Annotated in this window: 16 protein-coding genes and 1 pseudogene; 14 read left to right on the forward strand and 3 right to left on the reverse strand. The window is 36.9% G+C overall.

Annotated features, from left to right (window positions below):
* Positions 1–419: stage II sporulation protein M (locus IKV95_RS11290; protein ID WP_483296367.1), on the reverse strand; the 419-nt coding region annotated here is incomplete at its 3' end.
* 161 nt (positions 420–580) lie between these two features.
* Between IKV95_RS11290 and IKV95_RS10855 the strand changes: the two genes are divergently transcribed.
* From IKV95_RS10855 to fni, 4 genes are all read left to right on the forward strand, one after another.
* A complete protein-coding gene (locus tag IKV95_RS10855; RefSeq protein ID WP_287451839.1) occupies positions 581–1,516 on the forward strand; it encodes an Ig-like domain-containing protein in 936 nt (311 codons plus the stop codon).
* On the forward strand, positions 1,510–1,968 hold the full coding sequence (locus IKV95_RS10860; RefSeq protein ID WP_287451841.1) for an LPXTG cell wall anchor domain-containing protein: 459 nt from the start codon (positions 1,510–1,512) through the stop codon (positions 1,966–1,968). The genes IKV95_RS10855 and IKV95_RS10860 overlap by 7 nt, the downstream gene beginning before the upstream one ends.
* Before the next feature lie 207 nt (positions 1,969–2,175).
* Positions 2,176–4,341: a DNA topoisomerase III gene (locus IKV95_RS10865; protein WP_069125684.1), complete on the forward strand. Its 2,166-nt coding sequence runs from the start codon at positions 2,176–2,178 to the stop codon at positions 4,339–4,341.
* An 11-nt stretch (positions 4,342–4,352) separates the two neighbouring features.
* A complete protein-coding gene (gene fni, locus IKV95_RS10870) occupies positions 4,353–5,426 on the forward strand; it encodes a type 2 isopentenyl-diphosphate Delta-isomerase (RefSeq protein WP_069118543.1) in 1,074 nt (357 codons plus the stop codon).
* A 498-nt stretch (positions 5,427–5,924) separates the two neighbouring features.
* Here the strand turns inward: fni and IKV95_RS10875 are convergent, their stop codons facing one another.
* Positions 5,925–6,293 (reverse strand): hypothetical protein, encoded by a 369-nt coding sequence (locus IKV95_RS10875; protein ID WP_029092408.1) that lies wholly within the window; start codon positions 6,291–6,293, stop codon positions 5,925–5,927.
* A gap of 144 nt (positions 6,294–6,437) precedes the next feature.
* Between IKV95_RS10875 and IKV95_RS10880 the strand changes: the two genes are divergently transcribed.
* From IKV95_RS10880 to pheT, 5 genes are all read left to right on the forward strand, one after another.
* Positions 6,438–7,220: a TrmH family RNA methyltransferase gene (locus IKV95_RS10880; protein ID WP_029092407.1), complete on the forward strand. Its 783-nt coding sequence runs from the start codon at positions 6,438–6,440 to the stop codon at positions 7,218–7,220.
* Position 7,221: 1 nt separating this feature from the next.
* Positions 7,222–7,686, forward strand: a complete 465-nt coding sequence (locus IKV95_RS10885; RefSeq protein ID WP_069118544.1) for a dCTP deaminase/dUTPase family protein — start codon at positions 7,222–7,224, stop codon at positions 7,684–7,686.
* Positions 7,687–7,780: 94 nt separating this feature from the next.
* Positions 7,781–8,122 (forward strand): winged helix-turn-helix transcriptional regulator, encoded by a 342-nt coding sequence (locus tag IKV95_RS10890; RefSeq protein ID WP_029092405.1) that lies wholly within the window; start codon positions 7,781–7,783, stop codon positions 8,120–8,122.
* A gap of 325 nt (positions 8,123–8,447) precedes the next feature.
* Entirely contained in the window at positions 8,448–9,491 is a 1,044-nt protein-coding gene (gene pheS, locus IKV95_RS10895; protein WP_029092404.1) for a phenylalanine--tRNA ligase subunit alpha, read from the forward strand.
* A gap of 12 nt (positions 9,492–9,503) precedes the next feature.
* Positions 9,504–11,912 carry a phenylalanine--tRNA ligase subunit beta gene (pheT, locus tag IKV95_RS10900; protein WP_287451844.1) on the forward strand — a complete coding sequence of 803 codons (2,409 nt, stop codon included), beginning with the start codon at positions 9,504–9,506 and terminating at the stop codon, positions 11,910–11,912.
* A gap of 75 nt (positions 11,913–11,987) precedes the next feature.
* On the opposite strand, the gene IKV95_RS10905 is transcribed toward pheT, so the two are convergent.
* Positions 11,988–12,590, reverse strand: a complete 603-nt coding sequence (locus tag IKV95_RS10905; protein WP_029092402.1) for a nitroreductase family protein — start codon at positions 12,588–12,590, stop codon at positions 11,988–11,990.
* Between the two features lie 217 nt (positions 12,591–12,807).
* Between IKV95_RS10905 and IKV95_RS10910 the strand changes: the two genes are divergently transcribed.
* The 5 genes and pseudogenes from IKV95_RS10910 to IKV95_RS10930 form a co-directional block, all read left to right on the forward strand.
* Positions 12,808–13,335: a CvpA family protein gene (locus IKV95_RS10910; RefSeq protein WP_287451846.1), complete on the forward strand. Its 528-nt coding sequence runs from the start codon at positions 12,808–12,810 to the stop codon at positions 13,333–13,335.
* Positions 13,336–13,359: 24 nt separating this feature from the next.
* Entirely contained in the window at positions 13,360–15,714 is a 2,355-nt protein-coding gene (locus tag IKV95_RS10915) for an endonuclease MutS2 (protein WP_287451847.1), read from the forward strand.
* 121 nt (positions 15,715–15,835) lie between these two features.
* Positions 15,836–16,153, forward strand: a complete 318-nt coding sequence (gene trxA, locus IKV95_RS10920; RefSeq protein ID WP_029092399.1) for a thioredoxin — start codon at positions 15,836–15,838, stop codon at positions 16,151–16,153.
* Positions 16,154–16,404: 251 nt separating this feature from the next.
* Entirely contained in the window at positions 16,405–16,917 is a 513-nt protein-coding gene (locus IKV95_RS10925) for a matrixin family metalloprotease (protein WP_232011788.1), read from the forward strand.
* A gap of 18 nt (positions 16,918–16,935) precedes the next feature.
* Positions 16,936–17,384: pseudogene (locus tag IKV95_RS10930) on the forward strand (hypothetical protein); the annotation flags it as partial.

Here is a 17,384-nt window from a genome sequence, read left to right on the forward strand (position 1 = left end):
AAAATACAATATGCAAGCATTTCTGTAATGGAGTGAGGTAAGCTAGCAACAAAAATCGGAAGACTTTCAGCAAAGCTTAAATGTAGCATGATACCAAACAGAATACCAGGTATTATGGCTGTTAGTATTAGATTGCAGAGGTATAAGAATGGTATCGGTATCAATGATAAAAAGAACATCTGTAAAGGCACATGTAGTCCGTTATTGACGACGTATACAAATACTTTAGATAGACCAGTTGCATCATTTGAAACTCGATCTAAGTTTTGATTTAATTCGGATAGATTTGGAGTTAGAAAGTAACTTATTAAAGTTGTAATAATTGTAATCATAAGTGTTAGCAATAAAAATTGTTTAGTTCTCTTTTGATATTGTTGATGGATTATATTTGTAATTCTACTCACCTCAATGAATTTCATTAATTTTTTGACATGCACCTTAAGTATAGACTATATACAGAAAATCACATAGACAACTATAAAAATGTTAGTTAATAAATATTAAAAAAAGTAAACGTTTCAATATCTTTTTAGATACTATTAAATTAAACTTAAGATAGTACCAAAAAGGGGGAGTTTGAATGTTTAAGCTAAGGATATTTGTTTTGATAGGGATTGTACTATTTGCTTTTAGTTATCCAAATTATAGTGTGAGTGCAAAAAACATCACTGACAGTATCGTAACGGATGTTAATTTCAAATCGGATACAACGGCTAAAAATGGTGAAATCTTAACTGAAATAAAAAGTGATAAAAAATTTGTGCTTTCGTACGAATTTGCAATTCCAAAAGGCTCAAACATTGTTGCTGGGGATAAAGCAGTTTTTACAATCCCATCAGAAATTAGATATGATAATATTGAAATGGAAAATGTTGCATTAAAAACAGCTGAAGGTGTGGTTTTTGGAACAGCTACTATAAAAAATGGTTTAGTTGAAATTACTTTTACTGCTGAGGTAGAGAAAGGAATCAGCAATGCATACTTAGATATCTGGTCTAATTTTAATGCTAAAAATATCACATTAGATGAAAAAAATAGTATCCCATTTGAAACAATCAATGGTTTAGTTAATAAAGATATAATTATTAACAAACCAGATGTGGGATCTGGATCGGGTGCATGGCTCACGAAAAGTGGGAGATACTTAGGAAATCAAAATCCTAAAGATACACTTACATGGCAGATATACATTAATACGTTTGAACAAAAGAAAGTTTTAAACGATGGGTATCTAATTGATACATTAGGCGATGGTTTGACTTTTTTAGGATCGAAAAATAGTGATACAGTTCGTGTCGTTTATGGTCCAAGTACAGCTGAAGCAACGATAGATGAAGATGTTAAGGTTGAATGGACTGGTGCTAAGACTTTTAAAATTCCATTGAGAGATACCGATGAACGTATTTACATTACATATAAAACAAAAACTGATTTTAGTAAAGAACAATACACTAATAACGCAGAACTATTTTCCAAAGTAGATGGCTCTGACATCGAAGAATCGCATAAGTGCTAGGCTATTCGGAAAAATACGGTGCTGAAGGTGGCGGAGGTACCGATCCGAGTACAGAACCGAGTACCGAACCAAGTACCGAACCAAGTACCGAACCAAGTACAGAACCAAGTACCGAACCGAGTACAGAACCAAGTACCGAACCAAGTACAGAACCAAGTACCGAACCGAGTACCGAACCGAGTACCGAACCGAGTACCCAGCCAAGTACAGAACCAAGTACCGAACCAAGTACCAAACCGAGTACTGATACAAGTACAGATTCCAACATAGCTGTGAGCACAGAATCAAGTGCCAATCCAGGTACAGTAGATAATGTTGCGAAGGTAGAAAAAACAGCCTTGCCGCATACTGGGGAAGAAAGTCGTACACCAATTACATTTGTAATAGGGTTAGTACTAATTGTATTTGCTTTTCGACAACTAACAATTGCTAATAGTGAATCAAAACGTTGAAGTTAATATCAATAACAGGGTCAATCTCACGGTAAAGAGTATAATCGTGGGATTGATTTTTTTTGCATGTCTATTGAGAAATACTTAGTATTAATACATTTGTTAACCGAGACTTTCGTGTGAAATAGCTGTGGATATGATAAAATAGGGGAAGACTTTGGCTTGAAAAAAGGCTAAAACATAAAACTGAAGCGGGTGTGAAAAATTATGAAATCATTAGTATTGGCTGAAAAGCCGTCTGTTGCACGTGATATTGCGCGTGTAATGGGTTCAACTCAAACTAATCGTAATTATATTGATGGGCCAAAATATGTTGTGACATGGGCATTAGGCCATTTAGTGACAAATGCACAACCAGAACAATATGATAATAAATATAAGGAATGGGATTTAAACGTATTACCAATTATCCCACCTCAGATGAAAACAGTCGTTATCAAACAAACAAGTGCGCAGTTCAATGCAGTTAAACGTTTAATTGAACGCGATGATATTAATGAAATTATTATTGCGACTGATTCGGGGCGTGAAGGAGAGCTCGTTGCTCGTTTAATTTTAGATAAATGTAAGCTTAAAAATAAAACGTTGAAACGTTTATGGATTTCATCAGTTACGAATCAAGCAATCAAACAAGGCTTTAATACGTTGCGTAATGCTAAGGAATTTGAGCCGCTTTATCAAGCCGCATTGGCACGTTCTGAAGCCGATTGGTTAGTTGGAATTAATGCAACGCGTGCGTTAACTAAAAAATATGATGCCCAACTTTCATGTGGCCGCGTACAAACACCAACATTGGCAATGATTGCGCATCGCCAAACGCAAATTCAAAGTTTTAAATCAACGCCTTTTTATGGTCTTGATTTAGCGATTGAAGGCACGACATTCAAATGGTTAAATGCAAACAAACAATCAAGTGTCAAAAACCCTGAAATAGTTAAAGAAATTGCTCAAAAACTTAAAGGCCAGCCAGTCACAATTACGGCGGTTAAAAATAGTGAGAAAAAACAATTTCCTGGGGCACTCTATGATTTAACAACGTTACAACAAGATGCTTATAAGCGTTTTAAGTATTCCGCTAAAGAAACGTTGAAAATTATGCAAACACTCTATGAAACACACAAGGTGTTAACTTATCCACGGACAGATTCGCGTTTTATTTCGGAAGATGTGGTACCAACCTTAAAAGAACGTTTAACAGCAGCTCGGAAATCGAAATTTGGTGAGCAAATCAAAACGGTGTTACGTCAACCAATTAAGGCAAACAGTGGGTTTGTAAATAACGCTAAAGTATCGGATCATCATGCCATTATCCCGACAGAAGAAGCGCCTAACTATTTGAAATTAGGTGCACGTGAACTTGCTATTTATAATTTAGTTGTGGAAAAATTTGTTAGTGTTTTAATGCCGGCAACTGTTTATACAGAGCAAACGATTGAAGCAACAATTAAGGATGAAAGATTCACAGCAAAACATAAAATCGTCACACAATTGGGTTTTAAAGCATTGTATGAAGAAAATACGGTTACAAAAGCTTTGGCATTTAAGCAAGGTGAACGTTATACAACTTATAAACTAGCACAATCAGAAGGTCACACGTCACCACCTGCTTATCTTAATGAAGGAACTTTGTTAAAAGCGATGGAAAACCCAACGACTATCTTCCAAATTGAAGATTCAAAAATGGCAAAAACGTTGAAAGAAACGGGTGGAATTGGTACGGTTGCTACGCGTGCTGATATTATTGAAAAGCTATATGCGTTAAACGTTGTAGAACAAGTTAATGGTGGCTTACGTGCAACAGCTAAAGGACGTCAATTGCTTGATTTAGCACCAGAAAAATTAAAAACACCAGATTTAACAGCTGATTGGGAAGATAAGTTAGCTCGCATTGAAAAAGGGAAATATGCGAAATCACAATTCATTCAAGAAATGAAAGATTATACGCAACAAGTTATTACTGATATTAAAAAGAGTGAAAAGAAATATAAACATGATAATTTGACAGCAACCAAATGCCCGACTTGTGGTAAATTCATGTTGGATATTAAAACGAAAAATGGTAAAATGTTAGTCTGTCAGGATCCAGAATGTAATACTAAGAAAAACGTTGTCCGCACAACTAATGCACGTTGCCCAGAATGTAAGAAAAAATTGCAATTGCGTGGTAAAGGATCTACTGCTGTGTATTCATGTGTATGTGGTCATCGTGAAAGCCAAGAAGCAATGAATAAAAGAATGGACAAAAATAAAAAAAGTCGTGTCTCAAAAGGAGACGTGGCAAAATATATGAAAGCACAAAAACAAGAGGATGAACCTTTCAATAACCCATTAGCAGAGGCGTTAGCGAAGCTGAAGTTATCTGATAAGGATTAGGGGGAATTAAAATGGATGCAAATATAGAACGTCAACGCCGTAAAGATGAACACGTTTATTTTGCGGTTGCTCAGCATCAAACAAAAACGACATCGCAGTTTGATGAATTGGAATTAATCAATGACGCGGTACCAATGCTTAACCTAGCAGACGTTGATTTATCAGGGGAAGTCGCTGGCTTAGAATTTGAAATACCGTTATATATCAATGCGATGACTGGTGGTAGCCCACATACGGAAAAATTAAATGGCCAACTTGCTGAAGTAGCAGCAGCAACAGGTTTAATGATGGCTGTGGGCTCAATGCATGCAGCGATTCGTGAGCCAGAACTAGCATCAACGTATTCCATTGTGCGTGAAAAACATCCGAATGGTGTACTGTTTGCTAATATTAGTGCTGATTTAACACCCGAGCAGGCTCAAAAAGCCGTTGATATTTTACAAGCAGATGCATTACAAATCCATGTGAATGTGGCACAAGAATTAGTGATGAAAGAAGGATCACGTGAGTTCGATCATTGGCTTGATAATATTGCAGCTATTAAAGAGCAAGTGGATGTCCCGATTATTGTCAAAGAAGTAGGTTTTGGGTTAGCACGTAAAACAATTATGCGTTTGCGTGATATCAACGTCGACATTATTGATTTAGCTGGAAAAGGCGGCACTGATTTTGCACGTATTGAAAATGCTCGTCGTCGTGATGGCAAGTGGGATTACTTCAATGACTGGGGTCAAACAACAGCCCAATCTTTAATTGCAATCCAATCACCCAACTATGTAAATATGCCTTACTTTGCTTCAGGGGGTGTGCGTCATCCGTTAGATGCCATTAAGTGTTTAGCATTAGGCGCTGAAGCAGTTGGAATTGCTGGTGTAATTTTAGCTTACTTAAAAGAACATGATGTGGAAGAAACCATTGAATGGGTTGAAACATGGAAAGAGCAAATGAAGATGATTGCTGTAATGGTTAACGCTAAAAATCTTTCTAAATTACGTAAAGTTCCTGTAATAACATATGGACGACTTAAAGAATGGGGCGAATTACGTGGAGTTAAGTTGGAACAACTCGCCCAACGATTAATGTAAAAATAACTGAAGCTGTTTAGAAATGAAGGGATTGTAGAAGTATGAGTCGCGATTACTTTGATCGCAAACGAGTATCTTCGAAATTGCTGACAACAAGGCTGTAGTTTGATAAATAAAAAAACGCTTTACGACATTCACTTATTAATTAGTGATGTGTCGTAATAGCGTTTTTTTGAGTATAAGGCGTGGAGCTCTTAAGTTATTAGTATGAGAGATGGTGATTTTACGATATTAGCACTGTGCGCTGTAAAAAAGGATTGGTACTCTTAAGTTATTAATAGAAGGAGTGGTACTCGCTTGCGCTCCGTCCCATACTAATCTCGTAAAGCGAATAAATCCGCTACGATATTAGCAAAGGAATGGTACTCTTAAAGCATCTAACATGAGGAGTGGTACTCAATTTTCTATGAAAATTTGCGTCCCATACTACTCTCGTAAAGCGAATAAATCCGCTACGATATTAGCGCCCATACTGTCCTCATAAAGCTCATCACTTTGTTACGATATTAGTAATCCTAATGGGGCTGCCCAAGAAAATTGACTGTTAGGATAAGTTTCTTCGAGCAATTCATGCATTAAACGCACATCACTGTCTTCAAAACCAGCAATTTCCTCGTAATTAAATGGGGTAATAAAATAATAAGAAGTCACAGTATTTTCGCGAATTTGTGGTGGTGCATGACGGGCTGTAAAAAGAATACCTTTCCAAGTGAAAACAATCTCATCATCACGTGTTTTATAGGCAAACCAATCTTTCTTTTGAGACGCAACAAATAACAGACGACTATCACTCTGTAAATATTTGATTACTACCCAACAGATAAAGACTGCGAATAGTAGTAGCGTGATTGCTAATAAACTGTTCATCTCTTCACCTCTATTCGTTTATGCATTATTCTCGTTGTGTAACACCTCTTGTTCCTTCTATTGTAACTGATATTTGCTATAAATAAAAATAATAAGTTGTGCTATAATTAAAGCACTGTATGAAGGAAAAGGACGTGGAAAGTAATGGAAAGAATTACATCAATTAAAAATGATCGCATCAAAAAATGGCGTAAATTAGCAACAAAAAAAGGTCGCGAAGCAAGCGGTAGTTACCTTGTAGAGGGGATTCATTTAATCGAAGAAGCGATACTTGCTAAACAAACAATTAAAGCATTGATTGTGCGTGATGAAACAAAAATTCCAACAAATTGGAATGTCGATATGTTAGCAAAATACGGTGTAACTCCGCAAGTAGCGGATGCTTTAGCTGAAACAAATTCAACACAAGGTTTATTTGCAGAGATTGAAATGATTGAGAGTAATTCTGATATTGATGCGATGAATTTTGTTTTAATAATGGATGAAGTACAAGATCCAGGTAATATTGGTACGATTATTCGTACGGCAGATGCAGCTGGCTATGATACGGTGGTATTGGGTAAAGGAAGTGGAGATATCTACAACCCTAAAGTCGTACGTGCAACTCAAGGAAGTTTATATCATATCAATGTTGTTGCAGGTGTTGATTTAACAGAATTTATTCCGGCCCTACAAGAACAAGAAGTACCTGTTTTTGGTGCAGTGCTTGATGCAGAAGCAAAACGACATTATCAAATTGATCCGTTAGAGCGTGTAGCTCTAGTTGTTGGTAACGAGGCACAAGGTATTAATGCTGAAATCATTGAAAAATTAGATGAAAAAGTGTATATTCCAATTTATGGTAAGGCTGAGTCCTTAAACGTAGGAGTTGCAACCGGAATACTTGCCTACCATCTAGCAGATCATAATGACAGAGAGAAGGTATAATATGAAAACAAGAGGCTTTGAAGCAGTTCCCACACAAAATCGTAAATACCCAGAAGTCACAATCAAGTTACCAGTTCGTGCAGACAGCCGTTCAGCAGGGTATGATTTTAGCTCAAATGAAACAGCAACGATTGCACCTGGACAAAAACATTTATTTTGGACAGATGTTTGTTCTTATATGTTAGCGGATGAAGTGCTTGAAATATATGTGCGTTCTTCGATTGGTATTAAGAAAAATCTTACAATGGCTAATACAGTTGGTATTATTGATTCTTCTTATTATGCTAATGAAGGAAACTATGGCAATATTGGTATTTGTTTAGTGAATCATTCTGAAGAAACTGTAACAATTGAAGCGGGCGAGCGCATTGCACAAGGAATTTTTAAGAAATATCTTGTAGCGGATGAAGATGTAACCTTAAATACTACACGTTCAGGTGGGATGGGTAGTTCGGGTTCGAAGTAACTTACAAAAAACAAGTCGTATCTTATTAGATAGTGGCTATCTTTATGGGTGTTGTGTTATAATAAAGAAAAACTTAACAAAGAGGTGAAGAATAATGACAACTTCAATGGTATTATGTCCTAAGTTTGAAGAAGCTTTTCAACTTTTAGGTAAACGTTGGACAGGTCTAATTGTCGAAGTGTTATTAAACGGAGACTGTCGTCGCTTTAAAGAGATATCAGAGTTAATCCCTAATATGAGTGACCGTGTTTTAGCAGAGCGCTTAAAAGAACTCGAAGCGAAAGACATTGTTGAGCGAAAAGTTTATCCAGAAACACCGGTTCGAATTGAATATATTTTGACACCTAAAGGGAAAGACTTACAAAAAGCAACAAAAGATATTCATGAATGGGCCGAAAAATGGATTGATTCACCGCAAGAGGTAGTTGAAAATTAATGATAGACCCAGTATAATGGAAGAATAGCTAAATAGTCAGACTATGAAAGAGCATAAGGCGTTTGTGAATAATGACAGGAAAGGGCATCATTGACTGAGAGTGCCCACATTGGAAGCAAGCTTACCGTTCAACTCTGGAGTCGCCAGCGGGACCATGTTAACGAACATGTAAAGTTGGCCGGTTGTAGTAATACAGCCGTTATCTCAATGAAGTGAAAGGGCCTATGCTCTTTTATCAGGGTGGTACCGCGATGAACCTCGTCCCTTTTTGGAGACGAGGTTTTTTATTTTGTCCAAAGGTTCAAACATTCAAAGGAGGATTACCATGAGTATAGATAAATTGAAGAATCTTAAAGAAGAAGCAGTAAAAGCAATTGAAGCAGTGATTGATTTACCGCAATTAAACGATGTACGCGTGAAGTTTTTAGGTAAAAAAGGCCCAATGACTGAAATTATGAAAGGTATGAGTAAACTTTCTAATGAGGAGCGCCCGTTGATGGGGAAAGTTGCTAACGAAGTCCGTGAAGCAATCACTACTGCAATGGATGAAAAACATTCAGACTTAGAAGCGCTTAAAATTGAAAAACAGTTGGCTCATGAAAGCATTGATGTTACTTTACCAAGTCGTGAAGTTAAAACTGGCTCATCACATATTTTAACGCAAGTTGTAGAACAACTTGAAGATTTATTTATCGGAATGGGTTATTCAATTGTTGAAGGACCAGAAGTGGAGCAAGATCATTATAACTTTGAAATGTTAAACTTGCCAAAAGACCATCCAGCACGTGATATGCAGGACACATTCTATATTACTGATGAAGTCCTAATGCGTACACATACGTCGCCTGTACAAGCTCGTACAATGGAGAAACATGACTTTGCCAACGGACCTATCAAAATTGTCTGTCCTGGAAAAGTTTATCGTCGTGATAGCGATGATGCTACACATTCACATCAATTTACTCAAATTGAAGGCTTGGTCATCGATAAACACATTACGATGTCCGACTTAAAAGGCACATTGACTGCTTTTGCTAAAAAAATGTTTGGTGAAGAGCGCGAAATTCGTTTGCGTCCAAGTTTCTTCCCATTCACTGAACCTTCTGTTGAAATGGATATCTCATGTTTCAAATGTGGTGGGTCAGGCTGTAACGTATGTAAAGGTACAGGCTGGATTGAAGTTCTCGGAGCAGGAATGGTACATCCCAACGTCTTAGAGATGGCTGGAATTGATTCATCATTATACGGTGGTTTTGCATTTGGTATGGGACCTGATCGTATTGCAATGTTAAAATACGGCGTTGATGATATCCGTCACTTCTACACGAACGATGTCCGCTTTTTAGAACAATTCAAAGTGAAAGATTAAGGAGGAAATAATATGTTTGTATCATATAAATGGTTGCAAGAATACTTACCAAACTTAAATCAAGAGGCAAAAGCATTAGGCGAAGTGATTTCGCGTACGGGGATCGAAGTGGAAGATGTGTTTAACTACGCAGATGGTATTAAAAAAGTTGTTGTAGGTCATGTTGTAACATGTGAACAACATCCTAATGCTGAAAAATTGCATAAGCTCACTGTTAACGTTGGCGAAGAAGAGCTAGCAGAAATCGTCTGTGGCGCACCTAATGTTGCAGTGGGACAAGATGTTATCGTAGCCTTACCAGGTGCTCGTTTACCAGGTGGTATTAAAATTAAAAAAGCTAAATTACGTGGCGAAGTCTCTAATGGTATGATTTGTGCCTTACAAGAGCTTGGTATCGATGGTAAAGTTGTGCCTAAAGCATTTGTAGAAGGTATCTATGTGTTCACTGAAAAACAAACACCGGGTACAGATGTGCTCGAATTATTAGGATTAAATGATCCGATTTTAGAATTAGGAATTACTCCAAACCGTTCTGATGCATTGAGTATGCGTGGCGTTGCTTACGAAGTCGGAGCAATTATAGCTGAAAAACCAGTATTAACAGTGCCAGAAGTTACGAATGTTTCGACACAACAAACTGCTGACTTGTTAGCTTTAAATGTTGAAAATACGGTGGATACACCTTATTACAGCATTGCAATTGCTGAAAATGTCGTAATCAAAGAATCACCATTATGGTTACAAGGGAAATTGATGAAAGCAGGTATTCGTCCACATAATAATGTTGTCGATATTACTAACTACATCTTATTAACATATGGCCAACCCTTACATGCATTTGATTTTGATACATTAGCGGGCAAAGATGTTTCTGTTCGCCGTGCAAAAGCAGATGAAGCTTTTACAACATTAGATAGTGTTGAACGCACGTTATCAGAAAAAAACCTTGTGATTACAAGCAATGACACACCAATTGCCATAGCAGGTATTATGGGTGGTCTTGCTAGTGAAGTCACTGCCAAAACAACTCGTGTGGCGCTTGAAACAGCATTGTTCCAGCCAACTGTGACACGTTTATCTGCTAAAGCTGTCGGTATTCGTAGTGAAGCAAGTATGCGTTTTGAAAAAGGGATGGATTATTTTGTTGCTGAACAAGCTCGTCAACATGCGTTGGCATTGTTAGTTGAGTTAGCGGATGCAACAATTTTAGCAGAGCCATTAACAATCGATCACCGCGAACCATTTGAAGTGACATTACCACTAGATGTTAAACGTGTGAATCATGTACTTGGTACAACGATGACAGTTACAGATGTTGCTGAAGCATTTGACCGCTTACAATTTGAAACGACACATGAAGGTAACGTCTTTATGGTAACTGTGCCATCTCGTCGTCCTGATATTTCGATTGAAGCAGACTTATTGGAAGAAGTTGGGCGTATTTATGGTTATGATAATTTACCAAGCACATTACCAAAAGGTGAAGCAACTCCTGGTAAATTAAATTACCGTCAACAAAAAACACGTGAAATCCGTCAATTACTTGAAGGGAATGGTTTTTACCAAGCAATCACTTATGGCTTAGAAACAGAAGCCAAAGCGGGTTACTTAGCACTGAAAGAAACACATTTAACAAAATTAGCAATGCCAATGAGTGAAGAACATTCACACTTGCGTACAAGCTTGGCTGCGGGATTATTAGATGTTGTCGCATATAACGTTGCCCGTCGTCAAAGCAATGTTGCTTTCTATGAAATTGCCCGTGTTTTTTATGGCAATGAAACGGATCGTCCAACGGAAGAAGAACATTTAGCAGGTGCTGTAACAGGTTTATGGGAATCAACACCTTGGCAAAAAATTGCCCGTCCCGTCGATTTCTTCGATGTAAAAGGGATGATTGAAGCGGTTGTAAGCACATTAGGATTAGTCGCACCCCTTCGTTTTGAAGCAACTAAAAAGGCAGAACTTCACCCAGGTCGTGCAGCAGCTATTTATCTTGGTACAGAAGAAGTAGGTTATTTAGGACAATTACATCCATCAGAAGCTGCGCGTTTAGACTTGCCAGAAACATATGTGTTTGAACTTAACTTGCAAGCTTTATTAGCAGCTGATAAAGTGGAGAAAAATTACCATGAAATGCCACGTTTCCCTGCTAGCCAACGTGATATTGCTGTATTGGTTAACAATGAAGTAACAAATGCTACTTTAGAAGATATTATTAAAGAAAATGCAGGAGGTCTATTGAAGCACATCGTCTTATTTGATGTCTTTGTTAATGATAAAATCGGTAACGATAAAAAATCAATGGCCTACAATTTGACTTACTTTGATCCAAGTCGTACATTGACAGACGAAGAAGTAAGCGCATCTTACGATAAGATTGTCGTTGCTTTGGAAGCAATTGGAGCAGAGATTCGTTAAACGCTCAATTTAAATGATAAAAAAACCCCTGTAGCGTTTTTAGCTACAGGGGTTTTATATCAAAGAAGCTGTTAATTATTCACCGTAAACTTTTACACGGTCAGCAATTGGAGCGAATTCTTTTTCGCCAGCAGGAGCTGCAATGTTACCAAAAGGCATTTGAGCTGTTAATTTCCATTCAGCTGGAATGTTCCATGCTTCAGCAACTTGAGCTTCGATAAGGTTGCTATAGTGTTGTAAAGAAGCACCAACGTTTTCTTGAGCAAGTGCAGTCCATACTGAGAATTGTGAAATTCCAGCAGCTTGTTCTGACCAGATAGGGAAGTTGTCAGCATAAAGTGCAAATGCTTCTTGTAAACCTTTAACAATGCTTGTATCTTCAAAGAATAATACAGTACCAACGCCAGCATCAAAAGAATTGATTTTAGCTTCAGTATCAGCAAAAGCAGCTTCAGGTGTTACTTTACGAAGTGCGTCTAATACGAGGTTCCATAATTTAGTGCTTTCTTCACCGTATAAAACAACAGCTTTTGTTGTTTGAGAGTTAAAAGCAGAAGGTGCATGAGCAATAGCTGTTTGAATTGTTTCAGTAATTTGAGCGTTGCTCAATGTAGTGTTTGCATCCAATGCATAGATTGAACGACGGTTTTGAATAGCATTTAAAAATGTGTTTGACATAATGAAAACCCCTTTAAATTTAATTTATTGTTCCTTACTTACAATAGTATAGCTTCTATCCTTTGATATGTAAAGTGAAAAATAAAAAAAGTTTTTAAAAAAATGAAAAAGACTTAAATTATGCTGAGTTTAAACATTAAGCTTATGAGATGTGAGCTGGGACTGGTATAATGTAAAGAGAGTTATTTTAAATAGCTATCCAGAAAGGAAGAGGTCAATGGTACTGAATATTATTATAGCCCTGTTGCTTTTTTTCGGAGTTGTCGTTGGAATGAAGCGCGGTGCGGTATTGTACATCCTTAATTTTATAGGGCTCATTGTTGTTTTAATCATATCGTATATGTATTACCGTCCCTTTGCACGTCATTTGGACTTTATAAAGTTTAATGTTGATAAAGAATCAGCGTTATCCTTTTTAAATAGTGAACTTGTATTTTACAATGTGATTGCATTTTTAATATTGTTTATTATTAGTTCAATTGTTGTTAAAACGATTATTAGAATGATTAATTCAATTGCCAACCTGCCGGTATTAAAGCAATTAAACGGCTTGATTGGTGGAGTACTAGGATTTGTTATTCATTATGCAGTTATTTTTATGGGACTTTATCTCATACTCTTATTTCCAAATGAGATGATTCAAAATGCATACAACAAGTCAGATGTCGCACAGTGGGTCATTATGAAAACGCCCATTTTATCAGATTATTTTTATCACTGGATGATTCAGTCGAAAATAATTTAATGTATTGTAATGGAAGGTGAGAAAATGAATAAGAAAGTAGAAGTTGTTTTAGAATTTGAAAAAATTAAACAAAGCTTGATTGAACAAGTGGTTTCAAGCTTAGGTGAAAAATATATCCGCACGTTAAAACCTGCGACAGATATTGAAACTGTACAGGAGCGTTTAGCACAAACGGATGAAGCTGCAAAGGTTTTACGCCTGCGTGGTGAGGCTCCTTTAGCGGGCATACATGATGTGGGAATGGCACTTAAACGTCTGGAAATTGGGGCGGATTTAAACGGTATAGAACTGTATCAAGTGGCTCGTAACTTACAAGTTGCCCGTTTATTCAAACAATTTATTATGCAGTTTGAAGCAGGTGGTATTGATATGCCTGCGTTAACAGCCTTAGCAGAAACCTTAGTACCGTTGGAAGACATTGAAAAACAAGTGCTGGATGCAATTGATGAAACGGGTTATGTAACGGATAGTGCTAGTCTCGATTTGCGAGCAATCCGAGGAGCTTTAGTACGTTCAGAAGGAAATGTTCGTGAAAAACTAGAAGGAATCGTGCGTTCTAAATCCGCAAGTAAGATGTTATCAGATAGTATTATTACCATTCGTAATGACCGTTATGTCATCCCCGTTAAAATTGAGTATAAGAGTCAATTTGGCGGTATTGTGCATGATCAATCAGCATCAGGTCAAACGCTTTTCATCGAGCCACAAGCTGTTGTTGAGCTTAACAATGAACGACGTGAACTACAAGTAAAAGAACGTCATGAAGTGGCACGTATTTTAAAAGAACTATCTGCAGCGGTTGAACCCTATTCAGCGGATATTTCTGAAAATACAAAACAGCTTGGTTTTTTTGATTTTACATTTGCCAAAGCGCGCTTAGGTAAAAATATGTCTGCTGTCACACCCATTATGAATGACGAACTACGTGTTAACTTAATACAAGCACGTCATCCGCTCATTAATCCTGATGATATCGTACCAAATGATATTTATGTTGGTGGCGATTTTAATGCGTTAATTATTACGGGTCCTAATACCGGTGGTAAAACAATCACTTTAAAAACATTAGGTTTATTAGCAATGATGGCACAATCTGGTTTACAAATTCCGGCAGAAGTTAATTCTGAGTTGCCTATTTATTCACGAATTTTTGCTGATATTGGTGATGAACAGTCGATTGAGCAATCATTATCAACGTTTTCTTCACACATGACCAATATTGTACAAATCTTTAAAGAAGTTGATGAAAAAAGTTTAGTCTTATTTGATGAATTGGGAGCTGGAACCGATCCACAAGAAGGTGCCGCATTAGCAATTTCAATTCTTGATGCAATGAACCAAACAGGTGCACAAATTATGGCAACGACACATTATCCTGAATTAAAAGCGTTTGCTTATAACCGTAACTATACGATGAATGCATCCGTTGAATTTGATGTGGAAACACTCCGACCGACGTATCGTTTGCAAATTGGTATTCCAGGTCGAAGTAATGCCTTTGATATCTCACAACGTTTAGGTTTGCCGGACGATGTTATTGAAAATGCACGTGGGCTTGTTGATGAAGATAGCGCAGATTTAAATAACATGATTGCCGAGTTAGAAGATATGCGTCAACAAGCAGAAGTCCGTTTTGAAGAAGCTGTGGAAACAGTTCAAGAAGCGAGCGTTTTAAAACGTGAACTTGAAGAGGCTTTGGCTGAGTATGAGGTCAATAAAAATCGTTTGTTAGAGCATGCAAATTCGAAGGCAAATGCTGTCATTTTAAATGCTGAAGAAACAGCAGACAAAATTATTAAAGAATTGCGTGAGATGCAACAACAACAGCGGAGTAATCTTAAGGATCACGAATTAATTGAACGCCGTCATCAACTATCAGAGGCACGTCCTAAAACCTTGAAAAAAGGTCCGATTGTAAAACCTAAAAAAGTGAATCATGAATTTGCTCCTGGTGATACGGTTCGAATTGAATCTTTAGGACAAAAAGGTGAATTATTAAATCGTATTGATAAGAAGAGTTGGCAAGTTCAAGTCGGTCATATGAAAACCACAATTAAGGAAAATAATATGACTTATGTTGAAACTGAGAAACCAAAAGAACAACGCTTTTTAACAACGATTAAGCGTGATAGCCATGTGAAAACAGAGTTAGACTTACGAGGTCAACGTTATGAGGATGCAGTACATCAGCTTGATAAGTACTTAGACGAAGCTTTGCTCGCAGGTTATGCACAAGTATCAATCATACATGGTAAAGGGACAGGGGCATTACGTCAGGGCGTACAAGATTACTTGAAAGGTCATCGCCTTGTGAAAAGTTATCATTATGGCGCTGCTAATGAAGGTGGTAACGGTATGACAGTTGCTGTTTTAAAGTAAGCAAAAAAATAGACGTCTTGAAACTAACGATGCTATACTAGGTCAATAAAGGAGAGATTATCACTTGTGTTTATAAAGAGATAATCGTACTATTTTTATACTTAAAAGGGAGGCAATATATATGAGTAACGTTTATGAAGTATCAGATGCAACATTTGTAGAAGAAACAAAAGAAGGTTTAGTTTTAGTTGATTTTTGGGCACCTTGGTGTGGACCTTGTCGTATGGTTGCGCCAGTGTTAGATGAAATCAGTGAAGAACTTGGCGATAAAGTGAAAATTGTCAAAGTTAATGTTGATGATAATCCTGATACATCTAAAGAGTTTGGTATCATGAGTATTCCAACTTTATTAGTGAAACAAAACAATGAAGTAAAAGAAACAATTATTGGTTACCGTCCAAAAGAAGAGTTGGATGAAGTAATCGCAAAATATCTCTAAGTAACTGAATAAGCTGTAGAAAACTTAGTCGAAAGACGATTAAGGCAGTGTCATAAGACTGAACAGAATGGAGTAATCCATTCTGTTTTTTTTGTTTTGAAAAGTTAAAAGTAACTAAACATCACTACAAATAATGGGGAAGTGTTCTTTTTTCACTGTTAGAGGGTATAAAAGAACAGGGGTTAGTGGGAGGATATACTATTTTAGTTTCATACAGTGAGTTGTTCTGTAGATGAAAGGAGTGGTATATTTTGAAGAAGTATTGGAGATTAAGTTTTCGAGTAACACTTATTATAATGGTTTTAATGAGTATTATTTTAGTAGCACCACAAAATGCATCAGCGGCTAAAGTGAAATTAATTAGCTGGAATTTAGTTAATAAAAAGAAACAGCTTAATTGGGATGGAAAAACCAGCTACCAAAAAGAATTTAATTTTGGTGTGGGAGTCTGGAACAAATATAAGAAGGGTGTTATTAGAAAAAAAACGGCTAAAGTAACTGCGGATGCGCGTTTATCGGATTATTCCAAAAAGGAACCTATTGTAGCTGTAACATCCTCTCGAGGTACCATGAAGTTTAACAGATATAATATGAAAAAATTGACCTTAAACCAAAGACGTAATGTGATGATACATGAATTAGGTCATGCGTTGGGTTTAGCTCATAACACTAAAGAAGATGTTATCTTTTCATATGTTACATCACGCATAACTTTAAGTGGCAATGATAAAGCATCTTACAATGCAGCTTATCGGAAATATTAGAGAGGAGTGACGGGAGCAATGGAGCCACAATCTAAGATGAAATCAAAGTTTATTTATGTATTAGCTATCGTTATAAATGTGCTTTTTTTGGCAGGTTGTCAAACAACGGTTTTAGATCAAGAAGATTTGCCAATTGAACCGTTACACGCTGTTTATGCAATTGATATGGCAGATGAGCAAGCAGTAGTAAAGCAAGCAGATTATGTGTTTGTTGCTAAGGTAAAAACGAGGGGTGAGGTTGAATACGATGAAGAAAACTTTCCCTCCACTGTTTACCAAGTGGACATCTTACATAATTTAAAAGGAAAATTAAAGAGAGAGGAAAAAATTATAAAGTCCGGTGGTATTAGTCGCGAAGGTGATAAGTTAATGTTATTTGAACATGATCGCTTGCCACAAAAAGAAAAGTTGTATCTATTTATCGCTTATAAACAAACGGATGGTGGAGTGTTAGTCAGTGGTGCAAA

Origin of the sequence: Brochothrix sp., from assembly GCF_017549435.1 — a bacterium.
In the GTDB taxonomy this organism is placed as follows: domain Bacteria; phylum Bacillota; class Bacilli; order Lactobacillales; family Listeriaceae; genus Brochothrix; species Brochothrix thermosphacta.